A 20,141-nucleotide genomic window follows, 5' to 3' on the forward strand; every position below is an offset into this window, starting at 1 on the left:
GATCAGGCGGGTACGAAGCGGACTTCGTAGGAGGTCGGCCACTTCTTGCCGGTCAGCAGGAAGTGATCGGTGCCGGGGATATCGGCGATTCCGTTGAGCACATCGGTGTCGGGGGTCCGGGCGTGTTCGGGGAGCAGGCCCGACGCGTCGATGGCGGCCAGCACCGCACCGGTGGCGGGATCGATGTGCAGGATGGTGTTCGTCGGCCAGGTGTTGGCGTAGACGGATCCGTCCGGGGCGCAATCGAGTTCGTTGAGCCGGACCTTGCCGTGGCTGGTGAGCGCGATCGTGCCGGTGACGGCGAAGGTCACCGGATCGCGGAAGGTGAGGGTGGCGCTGCCGTCGCTCATGACGAGGCGATCACCCCGGGCGCACAGGCCCCAGCCCTCACCGTCGTAGCGGGTGCGGCGCAGTTCGGCCAGGGTGGCCGGATCGCGGGCGATGGCGATGCCGTCCTTGTAGGTGAGCTGCCACAGCAGGTCGCCCGCGCGGGTGATGCCCTCACCGAACAGCGGTGCCGGCAGGTCCGTTCGGGCCAGTTCGGCTCCGGTGGTCAGATCGGTCGCGGTGATTCGGGAGTGTCCGGACAATCCGGTTCCTTCGTAGAGCACCGGGCCGTCGATTTCGAGGCCCTCGGTGAACGCGGCGACGTCGTGCGGGCGGGTCGCGACCACTTCGGCGCGCAGCTTCGGCGTGTTGTCGCTGCTGGTGCAGCCGGTAGTGGTCGCTGCCAGGGCGAGGACGACCGACGCCACGAGGCCCGCCGTCGCTACCGGTGCACGGTGTTTGCGCTCCATACGGCAAAATGTAGGGCGTGAGCGCGGTTGGAGTTTCGGAGTCTCGTGTGCGGCCGATCCTGGCGGAGGCGGTCGAGCTGGCTCGCCGTGCGCTCTTGGATCTGGAACCGGTCGGTGTGGGCGTCCATCTGGGGGTGACCGCCGAGGATGATTCCTGCGCGACGCACCACTTCGAAGCGACCCTGCCCGGCTACGGCGGCTGGCAGTGGGCGGTCGTGGTGGCCGCCCCGCCGGAGGCCGACCGCGTCACGGTGAGCGAGTCGGCGCTGCTACCCGGCCCCGACGCGCTGATCGCCCCCGACTTCGTGCCGTGGGATCAGCGCATCCGGCCCGGCGATCTGTCGCCCGGCGACCTGCTGGCCCCCTACCTGAACGATCCGCGCCTGGTGCCCGGCTACGTCACCAGCGGCGACCCCGCCGTCGACGAGCTCGCCCGCGACATCGGACTGGGCCGCCCCCAGGTGCTCAGCCGGGAGGGCCGCGAGGAGGCCGCCGACCGCTGGTTCACCGAATTCGGCCCCGACACCGAGATGGCGCGGTCCGCGCCGTCCACCTGCGGGCTGTGCGGGTTCTACGTTCCGCTCGCCGGTTCGCTGCGCGCCGGGTTCGGTGTCTGCGCCAATGCGATGGGCGCGGACGGGCGCGTGGTGAGCGTGGTCTACGGCTGTGGCGCGCACTCCGATGTGGAGCTGCCCACCGGCGGCGGCTCGCCGCTGTACGAGGCGTACGACGACGCGGCCGTGGAAATCGTTCCGGCCAGCGAGTATCGGGCTCCGGAACCGGTGGCCGAAGACGCCCCCGAAGCGGTGGTCGAAGACGCCGCGGAACCGGTGGCCGAGGCCGAGTCAGCCGTCGAGGAGACCGCCGTGGTCGCCGATGAGCTCCCGGTGACCGTCGAAACCGCCGTCGCGGCAGTCGAAGACGCGGCTCCGGACGCGGATGCGACTGTGGCGGAATCGGAGTCGCTGCCGGTCGTCGAGGAATCGCGGGCCGCCGAGGTCGTCTCCGAGACCACGGGCACCCTGTTCGACGTCGCGGACCCGGATGCGGTCTACGACGACGCCTGGGCGGTCAGTTCGGTGCGGGTGGAGCAGCCCGCGGGCGGCACGCAGTCCGGCTCGGGAGCGTCCGAGAACCGCTGAGCCTCCGGCCCCGAATCCACCGGGCGGTGCACGGGCCCGGCGGGGGATGGGTACGGTCTGTCGGCGTAAGCGTCGGTGAACCGGTTGGAAGGATGTGGCGTGACGGCTACTGAGGTGGGGGATCCGTTCGGAACGGCCGCACTGCGGGCCGGGGTGGTGGCGGCCTGGAAGGGCTCGCCCACCCGGTTGCGGGAGGACGCGGCGACCGAGGCCGATCTGGTGCGATCGGGATATCGGGACCGGCTGCTGACCGAGTTGGCGCAGAACGCGGCCGATGCCGCCGCCAAGGCCGGGGTGCCCGGCCGGATCACGGTGTGGCTCGACGGGCGCACCCTGCATGTGGCCAACAGTGGTGTGGCACTGGATGTTTCGGGTGTGCACGCGTTGACGGCGCTGCGGGCCTCGGACAAGCCGGACAATGGTGAGTCGGTCGGTCGGTTCGGCGTGGGTTTCACCGCGGTGCTGACGGTGTCGGATGAGGTGGAGTTCCGGTCCACGAGTGGGTCGGTGCGGTTCTCGCGGGCCGAGACGTGGGCGCTGCTGGGTGAGAACGGTATCGAGATCCCTTCCACCGCAGTCGGATTCGAGCCACCCGCGCTGCGATTGGCGTGGGCGAACGCGGAGCGGCCCGCCGCCGGTTTCGACAGCGAGATCGTGCTGCGCCTGCGCGCGGACGTGGACATCGTGGCGCTGCTGGCGGCGATGCGGGCCGAGGCGGTCGATCTGCTGCTGGAACTGCCCGCGCTGCAGACGGTTCGGATCGAGGACGACGAGATCACCGCCACCGTGAGGGATCTCGACGACGGACTGCGGGAACTGCGGATCGACGGCCCGGACGGCGAGCACCGCATCTGGTGGCAGTACCGCACCGAGCGCGCCCGCTGGCTGCTGCCGGTGCGCAACGGCCGCCCGGTCGCGGCCCATCCGGACGTGCTGCGCGCCCCCACCCGCTCCGACGAGGAACTGTCGCTGCCCGCGCTGCTGATCGCCGATATCGCGATGCAGCCGGATCGCCGCCGCCTGCTGCCCGGCGGCCGAGTCGCCGAACTCGCCTCGGGCTACGCGGATTTCGCCCGCGCCCTGCCGCCCCGCGACCGCCTGGTGCTGGTTCCGGCCCCGGCCTTCGCCCGCAGCGAGGTCGACGGCCAGCTGCGGGAGGCCCTGATCGAGGAACTCCGCGACAACGAGTGGCTGCCGGTCATCCTGGCCTCGGTGGCCGGGGACGACAGCGCGCCCGAACCCGCCGCGGTCGATGCCGATATCGCCGAGCGGGCCGCCGATTCGGATGCTGCCCTCGCCGCGCCCGAGCAGTCCGAATCATCGCCGCTGCCACCGGATCTCGAGCGTGTCGCCGAGCTGGGCGCGTCCCGGGCGAACGGTCGGGTGCGGGTTGCCGAGGACCAGGGCCTGCTGCCGCTGTGGGAGGACGAGCCTGAGCCGGAGCCAGTCGACCCCTTCGCGGAGGTGGACGACGAACCGGAGTCCGACGACTCCTGGGAATGGCCGACGGCGATCCCGGTACCCATGCCGGTCTTCGCGCTGGCCGCACCGCGCCGGGCCAGCGTATTCACCGGTGTCACCACCGATCTGGCGGATCTGCTCTCCGATCTGGTTGGCCCGCTGGTCATTCCGGAGCTGTCGGGACGGCAGTTCGCGGACGCGCTGGCGGTGCTGGACGTGCACCGGATCGGGCTGGCCCGGATCGCGGAGCTGTCGAGCAGCCTGGAACGTGCACCGCAGTGGTGGTATTCGCTGTACGACGCCCTCGACGGCTTCGCCACCGATCCGTTGTCGGTGGAGGAGCTGGGTGCGCTGGCGGTGCCGCTGACCGACGGCCGACTGGTCACCGGGCCGCGGACCGCCGTGCTGGATGATCAGCTGGAGACCGCGATTCCGGTGCACTGGGCGCGACTGGTGCATCCCGAGGCGGCGCACGAGCTGCTGGGGCGGCTGGGCGCACGCGCGGCCACGCCGGAGGATCTGCTCAATGATCCTGCCCTGCAAGCCCTGCTGGAGGACGACCCGGCCGATCCGGACACCGTGGACGCGGTGCTGGGGCTGGCCGCGCAGGTGCTCGGCACGCCGGGTGTGCTGCCGTCCTGGCTCGGCCTGCTCGAATTGCCCGACGAGGCAGGCGAATCCGCGCCCGCCGACGAACTGCTGCTGCCGGGTGCGCCGCTGGCCCGGGTGCTGGTGGCGGATTCGCCGTTCACCACCATCGCCGCCGATGCGGTCGAGCGCTACGGCGCGGAAGCGTTGCGCGCCATCGGTGTCGGCTGGAGTTTCACGCTGGTGTCGGAGGAGGATCCGACCGGCCCGGACCACGATCTCGACGACGAGGACACCTGGTGGGAAGGTCTGGTCGAGGATCCGCCGCGCCTGCTGGCGGTCCGCGACCTGGATCTGGTCGACGAGGCGGAATGGCCGGAAGCGTTGCGGCTGTTGCTGTCCGACGAGGCGACCCGTCCGCTGCTGGCCGACCGCGACGGCTACACCGCGTGGTGGCTGCACCATCACGCGCACATCGACGGCATCCAGCTGGGCCTGATGCGGCATCCCGACGACACGTTGTTCGCCGGACTGCTGCCGCAGCTGCCCGGGTTCGACGCGCTCGACCTGACGGTGCTGCGCGGGGTGCTGGCCGATCCGGACATCGTCACGGTGATGCTGGCCGAGGAACTCCTCGACGCCCTGGCCGATCCGGCGAGAACCCCACTGCCCGAACCGATTTCGCAGACCTACCGGCTGCTGGCGGAGGCCCTCGAATCGGGTCGTCTCGATGTCGAGGAGCTGGTGCTGCCCGATCAGGTGCGGGCACTGTCCGGCGAGGTGATCGGCGTCGACGACGCGCTGGTGCTGGACCTGCCGTGGTGGGGTCCGGCGCTGCCGCCCGAGCGCCTGGTGGTCAGCGATCTGGCCACCGCGCGGTCGCTGGCCACGCTGCTGGAGTTGCCGCTGGCATCGGAGGTGATCACCGCGGAGGTGGTGAGCACCGGCCGCGCCACCAGCTGGATCGCGGATCCGCTCGGCGTGCTGCTGCGCCTGCAGTTCGATCTGCCCACGCCCGCCGGTGATCTCGTGGTGCACGAGGAGCTGCTGGTGCGCCTGTCCGGGGCCTACGAGGCCACGGTCGCGGTGGCTTGGTGGCGCGACGGCGACGTCACCCATGTGCAGTCGCAGCCGCAGAACATGGCTCGCCGCTGAGGAATTGACGTCGGAGATGGGTCCGGCGCGGATGCTTCGGTGAGCGTCCGCGCCGGAGGGAGTGGGTGGAACGTCAGGCCGAGTGGCCCGCCACGGTGGCGGCGAGGACGTCCAATTGGTCACGTACCGCGGCACTGTCGTTGTCGACGAGCCAGCGCAGCACGATGCCGTCGATGGTGGCGAGAATGAATCGCGAGAGGGTGCCGACGGGGGCGATCCACTGGGTGCCGGTGGCTTCGCGCGCATGCTCGATGATGTCGGCGACGGTGGAGTCGTTGAATGTGTACTGCTCGCGTGCGATGGCGAGTTTCGCGGGGGTCTGCTCGCCTTCGCGCAGTGCGTAGGTGGTGGTTTCGTAGGTGAGTAGCTGGCGCTCGGGGGTGGCTTCGATGTTGAGCCACATGAGTTCCAGCCCCGCGCGCACCAATTGTTTCAGTGCTTCTTTTCCGGTGCCGACGTCTTGCCAAACCGTTTCGTTGGCGTCGACGGAATCTCGCAATTCCATCGAGAGCGCCTTGACCAGCTCGGTCATCAGCTGATCTTTATTTTCGAAACAGTAATGCACCACACCGAGGGAAACACCGGCTGCCTGGGCAACATCGCGCGTGGTAACCCCTGCCACGCCCTTCTTTTCGGCAAGGCCGATGGCCGCCTCGATAAGGTGGGCCCGTCGTTCTTCGACGCTCAATCGGGAGGACACTCCAGGGAGTTAAGCGTCCGCGACGCGCGCAGTCAATTCGCACGGACCTCGAGTTCGTTTTCCCGCCCTGGTCTGGACCATCCGCTAGTCGGTCATTAACGGCATCCCGGACGGAGTGCTCACCGCGGCGGCGGTTCCCCCGACGGTGTCGGCGAAAACCCGCCGGATCCCGGCATTCGCGGCCGGTGTACTGGAAACCCGGCGCCGCACCCCGAATCCAGTACTCCGGAAGGGACACCCATGTCCACCCGTATCGAAAACCCGGCGACCCCACCGGGTCCGGCCGCCGCGGTCGCCCGCTCCCGCTGGCCCGCGGTCGGCAGCCTGTCCCTGGGCATCTTCGTCATCGTGACCAGTGAGATCCTGCCGGTCGGGCTGCTGAATCCGATGGCCGCCGGATTCGGCGTCACCCCGGGCGTCGCGGGACTGCTGCTCACCCTGCCCGGCCTGACCGCGCTCATCGCCGCGCCGGTGGCGACCGTGGCCACCGCGCGTTTCGACCGTCGCGTCATGCTGACGGCCTTCCTCCTGCTGCTGGCGCTGGCGAATCTGCTGATCGCGGTGGCCCCGAGCTATCCGCCGGTGCTGCTGGGCCGGATCCTGGTCGGGGTGGTGATCGGCGGCTACTGGTCGATCGGCGCGGGACTGGCCCCGAGAGTGGTGCGCCCCGAAGCCGTTTCGACGGCCACCGCGATGATCTTCGCCGCGGTCCCGGTCGGCTCGGTGCTCGGCGTCCCGCTCGGCACCGCGCTGGGACAGGAGTTCGGCTGGCGGACACCGTTCCTGGTGCTGGCCGTCGCCTCGACGGTGATCGCGGCGTTCGGCCGGTGGGCGCTGCCCGAATTGCGTGCGGTGCGAACCACCAGTGCCGCAGTCCTTTTCGGGCTGGTGCGCGAGCGCGGTACCGGGGTGCGCACCGGGTTGGCGGTGACGGCGCTGCTGGTGATCGCGCATTTCGCGGCCTTCACCTATGTGTCGCCGTTCCTGGAATCCGCTACCCACGCGGGCAATCGGACCGTCGCGGCCTACCTGCTGCTCTACGGGGTCGCCGGGGTGGCCGGGACCGCGATCACCAGCCGGGCGCTGATCCGCGGTCTGCGTGGCACATTCGTCACCGCGGCGCTGTTGATCGCGGGGTGCACCGCGCTGCTGCCGCTGCTCGGGCGTGGTCCGGGGGGTGCGATCGCCGTGCTCGCGGTGTGGGGGCTGGCCTACGGCCTGGTGCCCGCCTGCTCCCAAACCTGGCTCGCGCGTTCGGCACCGGCCGTGCCCGAGGCGGCGACGGTGCTGTTCACCGCGGGTTTTCAGGCGACCCTGGCGGCGGGCGCGCTACTGGGCGGTCTGGTCGTGGACGCCGCGTCGACCTCGACGGTCATGCGCTGCGCGGCCGTGCTCGCCCTGTTCGCGGCCGCGGTCGCGGCAACCGTGCGAACGCCGGGCTGAAACCGGTCGGCCGCGGCCGGTCCGGCGGTCAGTCCAGGCCGAGTTGCGCGCCCTTGTCGCCGCGGCGCGCGCCGCGGCGCTGGATCGCGAAGAGGGTGTAGCCGAGCAGGCCGACGGCCAGACCCATCAGGCAGATCGGGCGGGCGGTGGCCCAGGCGTCGACGAGCCAGGCCACGATGGTGGCGATCAGGAAGCCGATGGTGCCGACGGCCAGTACCGGCCGCGGATCGGTGAAGCGCGGGGGGATCTCCGGTACGGGCGTGGTCACCCCTGCAGCCTAGTGGGCGGGGCCGCGTGCGGTGGGGCGCGCCGGGGTCGCGATGGCGGACCCGGCGAACCGGCGACCCCCGCGCGGACGGTCCCGTATCGTTTGCCTCTGTGACAACGCCTTCCGACATTCGCGCGCTGGCCAGTGAACTCTCGCTGGCGGTGGTGCGCTTGACGCGGCATCTGCGGGGCAGGCGGACCGATGCTCAGATTTCGCTGACGCAGCTGTCCGCGCTCGCCACCCTGAATCGGGAAGGCGCGATGACCCCGGGGACGCTGGCCGCCAAGGAGCGGGTGCAGCCCCCGTCCATGACCCGGGTGATCGCCTCACTGTCGGAATTGGATCTGGTGGAACGCAATCCGCATCCCACCGACGGGCGGCAGATCATCGTGTCGCTGTCCCCGGCGGGCCGGGCGGTGGTGGCCGACGAGAACCAGGCCCGCGAGGCGTGGATGACCGATCAGCTCTCCGGTCTGAGCCACGAGCAGTTGCGGGTGCTGGATCAGGCGGTCGCCATCATGAAGCAGATCGTCGACGAATCCGAGTAGCGGCGGACCCTCAGTAGCCGAAACGGCGGTCGCTGTCGACGATTTCGCGTCCCAGCGGGAACAGTGAGATCGGGATCAGCTTGAGATTGGCCCAGGCGAACGGGATTCCGATGATGGTGATGGCGAGGGCGATGCTGGTGAACAGGTGCCCGATCGCCAGCCACCACCCGGCCACGATGAGCCAGATGACGTTGCCGAGCATCGAGGGCACGCCCGCGCCCGGTTTTTCGACGGCTTCGCGGCCGAAGGGCCACAGCACGTAGTTGGCGATGCGGAACGAGGCGATGCCCCACGGGATCGTCACGATCAGTACGCAGCAGATGAGTCCGGCGACGATGTAGCCCAGCGCCATCCAGAATCCGACCAGCACGAGCCACAGGACGTTGAGTATCAACTGGATGGGTTTCACGACCTCCAGCATGCCAGCGCCCGAGGTCGGCCCACCACCGGGAAAACCCTGACTTCCAGTTCGGGGCCCTCGCCCGTATCGGGTGAAATGCCGGAAACGCCTGGTCCAGGAAAGGGCTGCCTGTTAATGTCGCGCTATCGGAGCAATCTCCAGCTCTTATTGCTTTTCTGGCCCCAAAGAAATGAGGGAGCACATCTTGAGCAAAGCAATGCGACTATCCGCCGGACTGACCGCCCTGGCATTCGCGGCGACCGGCACACTGAGCGCCTGTAGCAGCGACGACAGCTCGTCGAGTTCCGGTTCGAGTTCCAGCTCCGCGACCGCGTCCGCCGCGGGCGCCGGACCGGCGCGCAATCCGTATCTCGCCGCCGACAAATACGCCATCACGCATCTGGACTCCGGGCAGTCCGACAGTTTCACCGATCCGGTGCCGCGCGGCACTTTCCATATCGACCCGAAAGCCATGCCGCGGGTCGCGGTCGGGCCCGTCAGCATCATCACCCTCGCCTCGACCTCCGACAAATACCGGTGGATCTCCTCGACCTCGGGCGTGCGCTATGTGGACGTCTCCGACGGCGGATTCAAAGAGGTCGCGGGCCTGGACACACCGGGGATCACGCCGATCTCCGCGCAGGCCCTGGATCAGGTCCTCGATCAGAACTTCACCGACGCCGGGCAGATCCAGAACGCCATCGCGCAGGACTGGGGCGGCGCGAACTGGACCCGCATCGCCAACGGCGTCTACTCCATGGTCGACAAGGACAACCGGGTCTACTACAACACCTTTGACTCCCAGCTCTACGTCTTCGGCCTGAAGAACAACGACAAGCCGGAAGAAGGCGTCGAGGTGGTGAAACACCTTGATCTGAAACCATTTCTGGGCACCGAGCTCACCACGCTGGGCACCCCGGAGAACGTGGTCGGCGTCAGCATGACCTATGACGGGCACGTCATCGTGGCCTCCTCGCGCGGCCTGCTCGCCTTCGATCGCAACCTCGACGGGCCGCCGCAGCAGGTGCGTTTCGGCGACGACGAGACCGTCTCGAACTCGATGGCCAACGACGAGCACGGCGGCATCTACATCGCCAGCGACAAGATCATGCACAAGGTGGTGTGGACGGGCAGCAAGCTGTCGACCGACGAAGCCGACGGCGCGTGGACCTCGCCCTACGACTTCGGAAGGCAGCCTCCGGCAGTCAAATTCGGCATCGGCACCGGGTCGACGCCGACGCTCATGGGCTTCGACGGCAACTCCGACGAACTGGTGGTGATCACCGACGGCTCCGATCACATGAAGCTGGTCGCGTTCTGGCGCAACAAGATTCCGGACGGCTTCCAGCAGAAGCCGGGTACGAAATCGAATCGGATCGCCGACCAGAAGGAGGTGACCGCCGGATTGCCGGACCCCAAGCCGGAATTCATCCAGTCCGAGCAGTCGGTGGTGGTGAACGGCTACGGCGCGTTCGTGGTGCAGAACATCGGCAGCGGCGGTGAGCCCGACCGGCTGGTCGACGTGCTGGCCAACGGCCCGGTCGATCCGCCGCCGCACGGCATGCAGCGCTTCGAATGGGATCCGAAGGCGCACCAGTGGAATTCGGTGTGGGAGCGCGGCGACGTGATCTCCACCTCGATGGTCCCGGCGGTGTCGGCGAACACCGGGGTCGTCTTCGTCAACGGCTACGACAAGGCCGACGGCTGGGAGGTCACCGGTCTGGACTGGAAGACCGGGGAAACGGTGCACCGCACCATCTTCGGGCAATCCAACCTGGGCAACGGCGCGTACGCCATCGTCGAGGCGCTGCCCAACGGCGACATTCTGTTCAACAGCGTCGGCGGACCGTTCCGAGCGAAGATCGCCGGCAAATAGGAGCATCCGGCCCCGTCCCAGGGCCGGGTGGGGAGGAGGCGGCCGGGCACCGAAAGCGGTGCCCGGCCGGTGTTCTCACAGCCGGGATCAGAAGAACCAGCCGAGTTCGGCGTCCCGCTCGGAGGCGAAGGCGTCGTCGAACTCGCGCAGCACGACGGTGTCCTTGGCCTGAATCCGGTTGGCGGCGGCGAAGACCCGGGCGCGGTAGGCCCCGAAGTACAGGCTGCCGAGCACGTCGATGCCGAGTTCGAGATCCGCGGTGCGGTCGGTGGGCTCGCATTCGGCGACCCCGTCGCGCACCCGCAGTGCGAAGACACCGCCCGCCTCGCGGAACGGATCGTCCACCGACAGCACCACATCCAGGTCGCGCTGATAGGTGCGGGCGGTGAGCGCGGCCGGGACGTCCATGATCCGGGTCCACAGCGCGTCGTGGCGGCCGGTGACCCGCACCAGGCGCGGGTTGGTCACCAGGTAGGGGAGTGGATCGTGGTCGGCGAGGGTGGCCTCGATGCTGTGCGACAGGTCCAGGTTCAGCAGCACCCGCCACAGCGCGGCGTGCGCCTCCCCGGTGATGGCCCGCAATTCGTGGACCTCGGCGGTGTTCTTGTCCTCGGCCCAGCGGCGGCGCAGGATTGCGTAGCCGTCCGGATGCACCAGGAAGAACAGCGGAGATCCGCCCTCCTGCTGAATCGAATCGGCGAAAACCCGCTGCTGCCAACGGGCTTCGGGGCGTTCCTGCGCACCCGGTACGAGTCGCCGCCAGCGGTCGTAGATCTCGGGCAGCGCCACCTTGGCCTCGTCGAGCGAGACGATCTGCACGCCACCGGGATCGGGTGTGGTGGGCCGGAATTCGGCGATCCGTCCGGGCACCGAGATGACGTTCTCGACCAGCGCCGGGCCGTAGCCGAAGCGGCCGTAGATGGTGCCCTCGCTGGCGGTGAAGATGGTGAGCGGCAGCCGCTCGGATTCGGTGCGCCGGTGCTGCTCGGTGTAGAGCGCACGCAGGATGCCGCGTCGTCGATGGGTGGGCGCGACCACCACGCTGGTGATGCCGCAGGCCTGTACGGTGCGTTCGCCCGGAACGGTGACGGTCATCGTCCGGTCGTTGGTGTGACCGACGATGCGGTCGCCGTCGACGGCGACCAGGGCGCGCTCGGTGGGGAAGACAGTGGGTGAAAGCTCCAGGTCGGCGGGGTCCACCCGCATTCCGAAGCAGATCTCGGAGAGCCGGATGATCGCCGGTCGTTCGTCCGCTCTGGCGGAACGCACGGAAATACCATTCGTCGATGCCATGATTCGAACATCCCACGTATTTCGGGCCGACGCACCCGAATTTCCTGGTGGGTCACCTGCCGCCGCAACTCGCGACACGTGACCCACCAGGATCGGTCCCCCCGGTCCTGAGCCCCCCGGCTCAGGTTCCCCCCAAGGTTCTTCCCTCCCCAGCATCGGAACCCCCCGACCCGATGCCCTTTTCAGGCCCCCCGACCTGCCCCCTTCGAGCCCCCCGGCTTGTACTCCGAGTTCCCCCGAACTCGGTCCTGCTCCGAGCCTCCCGGCTCGGATTCCCCCCGGTTCCCCCCGACCGCGGGTCCCCAGACCCACAGTCCCGGCTCCAGGCCCCCCGGCCTGGCCCCCCGGTTCCGGATCTCGCGATCCGGCCCCCCGGATACCGGGGTCCTGCGCCTGTGGCGCAGGACCTTTCGGTGTTGTGAGCTCCTCCTGCCCCGCTCACGAGAACAAGATTGCCGTGCGCCGCCAGCAGAATCCTTAACAAGTTCTTGTAAACGAGAACTCGCTCTCCGGCGATGCGTTCCGGGTGGTTCGGGATGCGCTGTTCGCCTGTGCCGCCGGGTAATTCGCGGGTGCGCCCACGAAAAGAGCCTGCCCGCATCGGAACTCCGATGCGGGCAGGCTCGAGATCGTGGCGGTCGCGGTGTGGCTAGCGGCCGGTGATCGGGTGGTAGTCGCGCTCGCCGTAGCCGGTGTAGATCTGGCGCGGACGGCCGATCTTCAGCGGCTCGGTGTGCATCTCGCGCCAGTGCGCGATCCAGCCCGGCAGGCGGCCCATGGCGAACAGCACGGTGAACATGCGGGTCGGGAAGCCCATGGCGCGGTAGATGACGCCGGTGTAGAAGTCGACGTTCGGGTACAGGCGACGCTCGATGAAGTACTCGTCGGTCAGCGCCGCCTCTTCCAGGGCCTTGGCGATGTCGAAGAGCTGGTCGTCGCCGCCCAGCTTGCTGAGGATCGCGTCGGCGTGCTGCTTGGCGATCGTCGCGCGCGGGTCGTAGTTGCGGTAGACGCGGTGCCCGAAGCCCATCAGCTTCACGCCGTCTTCCTTGTTCTTGACCTTGCGGATGAACTCCTTGACGTCACCGCCGTTGGCCTTGATGTCGTCGAGCATCTCCAGCACGGCCTGGTTGGCGCCGCCGTGCAGCGGGCCCCACAGCGCGTTGATGCCGCCGGACACCGAGGTGAACAGGTTGGCGTCGGACGAACCCACCAGGCGCACAGTCGAAGTCGAGCAGTTCTGCTCGTGATCGGCGTGCAGCACGAGCAGCATGTCCAGCGCGGCCGCCACATCCGGGTCGACCTCGTAGGGCTCGGCCGGGAAGCCGAAGGTCATCCGCAGGAAGTTCTCCACCAGCGACAGCGAGTTGTCCGGGTAGAGGAACGGCTGACCGACCGACTTCTTGTAGGCGTAGGCCGCGATGGTCGGCAGCTTGGCCAGCAGGCGGATGGTGGACAGCTCGACCTGCTCGGGGTCGCGCGGGTCCAGCGAGTCCTGGTAGTACGCCGAGAGGGCGTTGACCGCCGAGGACAGCACCGGCATCGGGTGCGCGTTGCGCGGGAAGCCGTCGAAGAACCGCTTCAGGTCCTCGTGCAGCAGCGTGTGGCGGCGGATGCGGTCGGTGAAGTCGTCGAGCTGGGCCTGGGTCGGCAGCTCGCCGTAGATGAGCAGGTAGCTGACCTCGATGAAGGACGAGGTACCGGCCAGCTGCTCGATCGGGTAGCCGCGGTAGCGCAGGATGCCCGCTTCACCGTCGATGTAGGTGATGGCCGAGCGCGTCGACGCGGTGTTCATGAAACCCGGGTCGTAGGTGACGTACCCGGTGCTGGCCAGCAGCTTGCCCAGGTCGATTCCGTCATTGCCCTCGACGGCCTTGGCGACGGTCATCGGGTACTCGCCGCCGGGGTAGGTGAGTACCGGCTTGGCGTCGTCGTCGACGTTGATGATGTTCTCAGCGGGCACGGAAGGATCCCTCTCAGGCTTGGAACCGTAGGCATCGGACGCGGGTGGCGCACGATGCGCTCGAGTCAACGCTAGCCGCTGTCCACTACGCCCGACCAATGAGGGTGGCACTTTGCTACCTCACAGTCACATCGTTCGCAGGTGAGGCGAGCGGCGGTCATGTGCTATGCGCATGACGGGCGAAATGGTCAGGCGACCTGCACCTCTGAATGCGCACGTGTCACCCGGTATCGGACGAAGGTGGGGAAGACCACCGCGGCGACCACCATGCCGATCACGACCAGCGCGCCACCGCCCGCCGCAGCTGCAGCAGTACCCACCGCGGCGGCCGTGAAACCGTGCGCAACATCACCGATGCGCGGTCCACCCGCCACCACGACGATGAACACGCCCTGCAGGCGGCCGCGCATCTCGTCGGTGGCCACCGACTGCAACATGGTGGTGCGCAGCGCCGCCGAGAACATGTCGACCGCGCCGCCGAAAGCCAGGCAGGCCAGGGCGATCCAGAGCGCGACGGTCAGGCCCAGGCCGTGCCCGGCCAGACCGACCGCCAGCCCGAATCCGACCATGCCCGCACCCCACAGCACGATGCACACCACCACGGCCAGCCCCTGCCGCGACACCCGCGACAGCCAGCCGGAGAACACCCCGCCCAGCACCGCGCCCACCGACATGGCCGCGAACAGCAGGCCCAAAGCCGTTCCGCCGGAAGCGGAATCGCCGAAACTGTCCTGCGCGATCTCCGGGAACAGCGCGCGCGGCATGCCGAACACCATGGCCACCACGTCGACCGCGAAGGACGCCAGCAGCACCTTCTGGGTGGCCAGATAGGCGAAACCGTCGAACACCTCACGCAATCCGGCGCGACGGCTCTCACCGTGCGGCGGGATCGGCGGCAGCTTCCAGGTGGCCCACACCGTGGCCAGCAGGGCGATGGAATCGATCAGGTAGAGGGTGGCGAGCCCGGTCAGCGGAATCAGCATGCCCGCCAGCACCGGTCCGGCGATGGCCCCGAACTGCATGACCGTCATGCTCAGCGAGTTGGCGGCCGGGAGCTGCTCGGGCGGCAGCAGCCGCGGGTAGATGGCGCTGCGGGCGGGCTGGTTCATGGCGAAGAAGGCCTGCTGCGCCGAGAAAAGCACCAGCACCAGCCAGACATTGTTCAGGTGCGCGGCGGCCTGCGCCCAGAAGGCCAGCGAGGTGAGGCCGGTGCCCGCGCTGGTGATCAGCAGCATCTTGCGGCGGTCCATGGCGTCGGCGAGCGCGCCGCCCCACAGGCCGAACACGATCAGCGGGATCAGGCCGAACAATCCGGCCAGGCCGACATACGAGGAACTGTGCGTGATGTCGTAGAGCTGCTTGGGAACCGCGACCACCGAGAGCTGCGCGCCGATGACGGTCACGACACCGGTGGTCCAGAGCCTCCGGTAGTCGGAATTCCGTAAAGGGGTGATGTCGGCGAGCAGTTTCACCGCGGTGACATTAGTGACGCTAAATAGTCCTTGGCTAGCAGTTTTGGGCGAATCGTCCCACGTATTGAGAGTGAGAAATCCAACTCTCGTACTCTCAGGGGCTTCGCCCCCGAACCCCCTGGGCTCCAACAGCCGTCATGGCTGCAATCGCTCGACCTTCATTGCCGCCACCTCGGGATTGCCCGCTTCTACCGTCACACGCACCCGGTTGTGCATGCGGCTGCGCCGTCCCTGCCAGAACTCCACCGTCTCCGGCTGAATCTGGAAACCGCCCCAGAACGGCGGCACCGGAATGTCGTCCACGTCGGCGAAACGCTCGGTCACCGCGTCAAGCTGCCTATCCAGTTCCGCGCGCGAGGCGATCGGCCGCGACTGCTCCGAAGCCCAGGCGCCCAGCCGGGAGCCGCGCGGCCGGGACTGCCAGTACACCTCGATGGCCTCGGCGGGCACCCGCCGCACCGGCCCGCGCACCGTCACCTGGCGACCCAGCGACTGCCACACGAATGTGGCCGAGGCATACGGGGTTCGGGTGAGCTGGCGACCTTTGAGCGATTCGTAATTCGTGTAAAAAGTCACACCTTCGGGCGAGAGTCCTTTGCACAGAACTGTCCGCGAGGACGGGTGCGGCCCGGAATCGGTGATTTCCACGGTGCTCAGCACCATGGCATTCGGATCGGTGACACCGGCACTGGTGGCGTGCTCTATCCAGTTGCGCAGCAACGGTTCCCAGCCTTCCGCCAACCAGGTTTCATCCAGGTCGGTTTCCCGGCCCGGATGATTGTCACCCTGATCCACTCCGTACTCGACGCGCAGGGCCGCGATGTCGAAGCCGGGAGTGGCGAATTTCTCCTGGTCACCCATGGGCCAGACGTTACTCCGCAGTAATGCGCGCGTTAAGGTCTAGATGATCGGCGTGGCTGCCCAGGGATCGGGCAGCCCGATTTGCAAGGAGAGTCACAACATGACTGCCAGCGCTGCGGTACCCAAGTCAGTCGTCCCGGACGACTTCGTCAGCGGTCTCGAAGGAGTGGTGGCCTTCACCACCGATATCGCCGAACCGGACAAGGACGGGGGCTCGCTGCGCTATCGCGGTGTCGATATCGAAGATCTGGTCGGCAAGCACGTCACCTTCGGTGATGTCTGGGCCCTGCTGGTGGACGGCGAATTCGGTCGCGGCCTGCCGCCCGCCGAGCCGTTCCCGCTGCCCATCCACACCGGCGACGTGCGCGTCGACGTGCAGGCCGGACTGGCCATGCTGGCCCCCATCTGGGGTTACCAGCCGCTGCTGGACATCGACGACGACACCGCCCGCGACAACCTCGCGCGGGCCTCGGTGATGGCGCTTTCCTATGTCGCCCAGTCCGCGCGCGGCATCTATCAGCCCGCGGTGCCGCAGGCCAAGATCGACGAGGCCGCCACCATCACCGAGCGGTTCATGACCCGCTGGCAGGGTGACCCGGACCCGCGCCACGTCGAGGCCATCGACGCCTACTGGGTGTCCGCCGCCGAGCACGGCATGAACGCCTCCACCTTCACCGCCCGCGTCATCGCCTCCACCGGCGCCGACGTGGCGGCCTCGCTGTCCGGCGCCATCGGCGCCATGTCCGGCCCGCTGCACGGCGGCGCGCCCGCCCGGGTGCTCCCGATGATCGAAGCGGTCGAGAAGACCGGTGACGCACGGGCTCTGGTCAAGGGCATCCTGGACCGCAAGGAGAAGCTGATGGGCTTCGGGCACCGGGTGTACCGGGCCGAGGACCCGCGTGCCCGCGTGCTGCGCGCCACCGCCAAGCGCCTCGACGCCCCGCGCTACGAGGTCGCCGCCGCACTCGAGCAGGCCGCCCTGGCCGAGCTGCGCGAGCGTCGCCCGGACCGCGCCATCGAGACCAATGTCGAGTTCTGGGCCGCGGTGATCCTGGACTTCGCCGAGGTTCCGGCGCACATGATGCCCGCCATGTTCACCTGTGGTCGCACCGCCGGCTGGTGTGCGCACATCCTCGAGCAGAAGAAGCTCGGCAAGCTGGTCCGCCCGGCCGCCATCTACACCGGCCCGGACCCGCGCGGCCCCGAGACCGTTCCCGGCTGGGAACTGGTGTCGCACAAGTAATCTCGTGACATACGACGGTGGCCCGCAGCGAATCTCGCTGCGGGCCACCGGCTTTTCACGGCGGGGTCAGGCCTTGACGACGATCGTTCCGATGATCTTGTCGGCGAAGGTCTGCCGCTTGTCGTCCCACAGCGGCCAGAGCCAGCCGAGGTAGCAGGCCATGCTGTCGGCGACGTGGCAGATCTTGCGGACGAACGCCAGCCCGAAACCGATGGGCTGGCCGGTGTTCTCGCGGATCAGGCGGATGCCCAGGGCCTTCTTGCCCGGCGTCTGACCGTTCTTGCCTTCCATGTACAGCAGGTAGAGGCCGCCCGCGATGGCGATGAGCGCGCCGACCAGCATCAGCGCCAGCCCCGCCCCGCTGAGCCCGCCCGAGCAGGAACTGCTGTAGGAGGTGCTCTCGTAGGTCGAACTGTCGTACGGAGTGGTGGTGCAGTCGATGTTCTTGAATCCGACTGCGAAACCGATGCCGTAGAAGATCGAGGCGGGCACTCCGACGATGAGTCCGTCGAGGAAGTAGGCCGCCACGCGCGCGCCCCAGCTCGCATACTGTGCCCCGTATCCCCCGAACGGGACATAGCCGGGCTGGGGTGCGCCGTAGGTGGGTTGCGGTGCGCCGTAACCGGGTTGGCCGTAGGGCTGCGCCGCCGGGTAGCCGGGCTGGGGTGCGCCGTACGCGGGCTGCGGAGCCCCATAGCCGGGTTGCGGTGCTCCGTAGCCGGGTTGGGCGTCATAGCCGGGTTGCGGTGCGCCGTAACCAGGTTGGGGTGCGCCGTACCCGCCAGGTGCGGGCTGGTCGGTCGGTTGACTGCCGTACCCCGGCTGCTGCGGGGGATACGGGTTGTTCGGGTATGTCAATGTGATTCCTAGCGAAGGGTTGATTTCGATTCGGGAGGCTACAGTCTGAGGCAATCAGGCCGCCCGGTATGAACTGGAGATCACACCCGAATCGCCCGGGCCGTCGCCCCTTTCCCGTGCTGAAATTCCCGGTGACATCTGCCCCAACGGCGGTGTTGCGCCGGTTGCCGGAGCGCGACACTTGAAACAACCCTGATCCTGGTCCTGGTAGCGATGCTCGAATTCGCATAGCCTGCACCGGTGCTCGACACAGGACTGTCCAGGCGTGGCCTCTTCGTCGCGGGTGCGGCACTGGCCGCCAGTTTCGCGACCTCCGGATGCGGTGTGGCGAACGGCAATTCGTCAGACAGAGTGCTGGAGCCGCCGCGCGCGAACCCGGTCAAGCTACCGGTCTCCACGGTGAACCCGGACACCATCGCCGCCAGGTACGCCGGTCGCAAACCGGCGGGCTGGGGCGTGGATCTGGACGGCATCACCACCGGATTCGCCGCCGCCGGCACGCAGTTCGCGGTCACCTTCGACGCCTGCGGCGGGCCCGGCAACAACGACATCGACGAGAACCTGCTGGCCTTCCTGCAGGCCCAGCGGATACCGGCAACCCTGTTCCTGAACAAGCGCTGGATCGACGCCAACCCGGCCCGCGCCGGACAGATCGCCGCCAATCCGCTCTTCGAGATCGGCAACCACGGCACCGCGCACTGCCCGCTGTCGGTCAACGGCCGCGCCGCCTACGAGATCGCGGGCACCGGCTCCGCGCAGGCCGCCGTCGACGAGGTGTGGGGCAACCATCAGCGCATCGCCGCGCTCACCGGCAAGCCCCCGCGCTTCTTCCGGGCGGGCACCGCGCACTACGACGCCGTCGCCGTCGCCATCGTCAAGGATCTGGGGGAGACCCCGGTCGGCTACTCGGTCAACGCTGATTTCGGTGCGACGGCCACCGCCGCCACCGTCCAGTCGAACATGATGAAGGCCAAATCCGGCGGCATCTCGCTGGCGCACATGCACCGCCCGAAGTCCGGCACCGGCCCCGGCATGCTCAACGCGCTGCCCGCGCTGAAGGCCAACGGCTTCGAATTCGTCAAGCTGCCATAGCTTTTCGAGTATCGGTACGGCGCGCGGGTCACAGCTCGCGGGACGCCGCCCAATCGACGGCCACGGATTCACCATGGTCGACGGTGAAGAACGCGACCTCGAGATGCCGACCCAGATCGACCAGCTCCAGCGCCGAGAGCGGCACCGGCTGCACCACCCGCGCCCGCCACGGCATCGGCTCGTCCCAGGCGTGCAGTTCCAGATCCAGCCGCAGCACCGGATCGTCGCGACCGGTGTAGTCCGCGGCCACCGGGGTGGCGGCCAGCACGGTGGCCCGGGCCCGGCGGCCGTCGGCGAGGATCTTGGCGATATTGGTGCGCGTGGTCTCCTCGGGCGCGGGCAGATACAGCACCACCCGATCGTGGTCGCCGGGATCGACCCGGCAGCAGATGATGTCGCCGGGCTGCATCCACTCGCGGTCCGCGGCGGTGATCCGCTGCCGCACCCGGGTCTCGTAGGCGTGCCGGTCGTCGAGCTGGATGCGCACCCAGAACTCCTCACCGGCGTCACCGTTCTCGGGGTCGTCGGCCTGGCGGATCTCGGCGCGCCGTTCAGCCGCGGCGCGGGCGTCCACCCGGCGTTCGGCCCGCGTGCGGATATCGGCGCGGGCCTCCGCCGGTTCGGCGATCTTGGTGGCCGGAGCTTTGCGGGCGGAGCGGACGCTGAGGATGGTCGCGGTGCCCGCCACCCCGTGCAGCAGCAGTTCGCGCCGGGCCGCGCCGTCGAGCACGGGACCGCGCCGAGTGAGTCCGCGCGAACCGAACTGGGTGGACAGGCGGGCGAGCAGGCCCAGGCGCGGAGTGTCCCGCGGGGCGCGCGCGACGTCCCGACCTGGGCCGGGATCGTCGTCGAGGCCCGGGAAACGTTGTGGGGAGCCGGAACTCGGGTCGGTGGTGGAGGGGTCGGCGGTGGTGCTCGGTCGCTCGTCTGCGGCCATGTCCATGGTGCGCAACCGTAATGGCTGTGTGGTGGGCGACACAG

The 20,141-nt window shown here is 68.6% G+C and carries 17 protein-coding genes; 7 read left to right on the forward strand and 10 right to left on the reverse strand.

Annotated features, from left to right (window positions below; translation table 11 throughout):
- Positions 1-2: 2 nt before the first annotated feature.
- Positions 3-797: a glutaminyl-peptide cyclotransferase gene (locus OG300_RS35595; protein ID WP_405488685.1), complete on the reverse strand. Its 795-nt coding sequence runs from the start codon at positions 795-797 to the stop codon at positions 3-5.
- A gap of 17 nt (positions 798-814) precedes the next feature.
- On the opposite strand from OG300_RS35595, the gene OG300_RS35600 reads away from it, so the two are divergent.
- Together OG300_RS35600 and OG300_RS35605 are read left to right on the forward strand one after the other, a co-directional pair.
- Positions 815-1,939, forward strand: coding sequence for a DUF3027 domain-containing protein (locus OG300_RS35600; protein ID WP_405488687.1), 1,125 nt, complete (start codon positions 815-817; stop codon positions 1,937-1,939).
- A 153-nt stretch (positions 1,940-2,092) separates the two neighbouring features.
- Positions 2,093-5,143 (forward strand): sacsin N-terminal ATP-binding-like domain-containing protein, encoded by a 3,051-nt coding sequence (locus tag OG300_RS35605; protein WP_405498811.1) that lies wholly within the window; start codon positions 2,093-2,095, stop codon positions 5,141-5,143.
- Between the two features lie 73 nt (positions 5,144-5,216).
- On the opposite strand, the gene OG300_RS35610 is transcribed toward OG300_RS35605, so the two are convergent.
- Complete coding sequence (locus tag OG300_RS35610) at positions 5,217-5,831, reverse strand: TetR/AcrR family transcriptional regulator (RefSeq protein ID WP_405488689.1); 615 nt, start codon at positions 5,829-5,831, stop codon at positions 5,217-5,219.
- Between the two features lie 252 nt (positions 5,832-6,083).
- Between OG300_RS35610 and OG300_RS35615 the strand changes: the two genes are divergently transcribed.
- Positions 6,084-7,286, forward strand: a complete 1,203-nt coding sequence (locus tag OG300_RS35615) for an MFS transporter (RefSeq protein WP_405488691.1) — start codon at positions 6,084-6,086, stop codon at positions 7,284-7,286.
- Between the two features lie 28 nt (positions 7,287-7,314).
- On the opposite strand, the gene OG300_RS35620 is transcribed toward OG300_RS35615, so the two are convergent.
- The gene (locus tag OG300_RS35620; protein ID WP_405488693.1) at positions 7,315-7,554 is read right to left on the reverse strand and encodes a DUF2530 domain-containing protein; all 240 of its coding nucleotides are present in this window, start codon (positions 7,552-7,554) and stop codon (positions 7,315-7,317) included.
- Positions 7,555-7,664: 110 nt separating this feature from the next.
- Here OG300_RS35620 and OG300_RS35625 point away from each other — a divergent pair, with 110 nt between their 5' ends.
- The gene (locus tag OG300_RS35625) at positions 7,665-8,102 is read left to right on the forward strand and encodes a MarR family winged helix-turn-helix transcriptional regulator (protein WP_405488695.1); all 438 of its coding nucleotides are present in this window, start codon (positions 7,665-7,667) and stop codon (positions 8,100-8,102) included.
- A gap of 10 nt (positions 8,103-8,112) precedes the next feature.
- Here OG300_RS35625 and OG300_RS35630 read toward each other — a convergent pair whose 3' ends face one another.
- A complete protein-coding gene (locus OG300_RS35630) occupies positions 8,113-8,502 on the reverse strand; it encodes a YccF domain-containing protein (protein ID WP_405498812.1) in 390 nt (129 codons plus the stop codon).
- 205 nt (positions 8,503-8,707) lie between these two features.
- On the opposite strand from OG300_RS35630, the gene OG300_RS35635 reads away from it, so the two are divergent.
- The gene (locus OG300_RS35635) at positions 8,708-10,378 is read left to right on the forward strand and encodes a hypothetical protein (protein ID WP_405488697.1); all 1,671 of its coding nucleotides are present in this window, start codon (positions 8,708-8,710) and stop codon (positions 10,376-10,378) included.
- 87 nt (positions 10,379-10,465) lie between these two features.
- Here OG300_RS35635 and OG300_RS35640 read toward each other — a convergent pair whose 3' ends face one another.
- From OG300_RS35640 to pdxH, 4 genes are all read right to left on the reverse strand, one after another.
- On the reverse strand, positions 10,466-11,671 hold the full coding sequence (locus OG300_RS35640) for a GNAT family N-acetyltransferase (protein ID WP_405488699.1): 1,206 nt from the start codon (positions 11,669-11,671) through the stop codon (positions 10,466-10,468).
- Between the two features lie 649 nt (positions 11,672-12,320).
- Entirely contained in the window at positions 12,321-13,634 is a 1,314-nt protein-coding gene (locus OG300_RS35645; RefSeq protein ID WP_405488701.1) for a citrate synthase, read from the reverse strand.
- 188 nt (positions 13,635-13,822) lie between these two features.
- Positions 13,823-15,106: an MFS transporter gene (locus OG300_RS35650; RefSeq protein WP_405488703.1), complete on the reverse strand. Its 1,284-nt coding sequence runs from the start codon at positions 15,104-15,106 to the stop codon at positions 13,823-13,825.
- 135 nt (positions 15,107-15,241) lie between these two features.
- Complete coding sequence (pdxH, locus tag OG300_RS35655; protein WP_405488705.1) at positions 15,242-15,967, reverse strand: pyridoxamine 5'-phosphate oxidase; 726 nt, start codon at positions 15,965-15,967, stop codon at positions 15,242-15,244.
- 100 nt (positions 15,968-16,067) lie between these two features.
- Here pdxH and OG300_RS35660 point away from each other — a divergent pair, with 100 nt between their 5' ends.
- A complete protein-coding gene (locus OG300_RS35660) occupies positions 16,068-17,210 on the forward strand; it encodes a citrate synthase 2 (RefSeq protein WP_405488707.1) in 1,143 nt (380 codons plus the stop codon).
- Positions 17,211-17,276: 66 nt separating this feature from the next.
- Here the strand turns inward: OG300_RS35660 and OG300_RS35665 are convergent, their stop codons facing one another.
- The gene (locus OG300_RS35665) at positions 17,277-18,068 is read right to left on the reverse strand and encodes an RDD family protein (protein WP_405488709.1); all 792 of its coding nucleotides are present in this window, start codon (positions 18,066-18,068) and stop codon (positions 17,277-17,279) included.
- Between the two features lie 240 nt (positions 18,069-18,308).
- Between OG300_RS35665 and OG300_RS35670 the strand changes: the two genes are divergently transcribed.
- Entirely contained in the window at positions 18,309-19,160 is an 852-nt protein-coding gene (locus OG300_RS35670; RefSeq protein WP_405488711.1) for a polysaccharide deacetylase family protein, read from the forward strand.
- Between the two features lie 28 nt (positions 19,161-19,188).
- Here OG300_RS35670 and OG300_RS35675 read toward each other — a convergent pair whose 3' ends face one another.
- Positions 19,189-20,103, reverse strand: coding sequence for a hypothetical protein (locus tag OG300_RS35675; RefSeq protein ID WP_405488713.1), 915 nt, complete (start codon positions 20,101-20,103; stop codon positions 19,189-19,191).
- Positions 20,104-20,141 lie beyond the last annotated feature (38 nt).

The sequence above is a fragment of the Nocardia sp. NBC_00511 genome (assembly GCF_045161165.1).
Lineage (GTDB): Bacteria > Actinomycetota > Actinomycetes > Mycobacteriales > Mycobacteriaceae > Nocardia.

Coding starts and splice junctions, on each gene's coding strand:
- OG300_RS35595 (WP_405488685.1), bottom strand. CDS start 797: ATGGAGCGCAAACACCGTGCACCGGTAGCGACGGCGGGCCTCGTGGCG.
- OG300_RS35615 (WP_405488691.1), top strand. CDS start 6,084: ATGTCCACCCGTATCGAAAACCCGGCGACCCCACCGGGTCCGGCCGCC.
- OG300_RS35640 (WP_405488699.1), bottom strand. CDS start 11,671: ATGGCATCGACGAATGGTATTTCCGTGCGTTCCGCCAGAGCGGACGAA.
- pdxH (WP_405488705.1), bottom strand. CDS start 15,967: ATGGGTGACCAGGAGAAATTCGCCACTCCCGGCTTCGACATCGCGGCC.
- OG300_RS35660 (WP_405488707.1), top strand. CDS start 16,068: ATGACTGCCAGCGCTGCGGTACCCAAGTCAGTCGTCCCGGACGACTTC.
- OG300_RS35675 (WP_405488713.1), bottom strand. CDS start 20,103: ATGGACATGGCCGCAGACGAGCGACCGAGCACCACCGCCGACCCCTCC.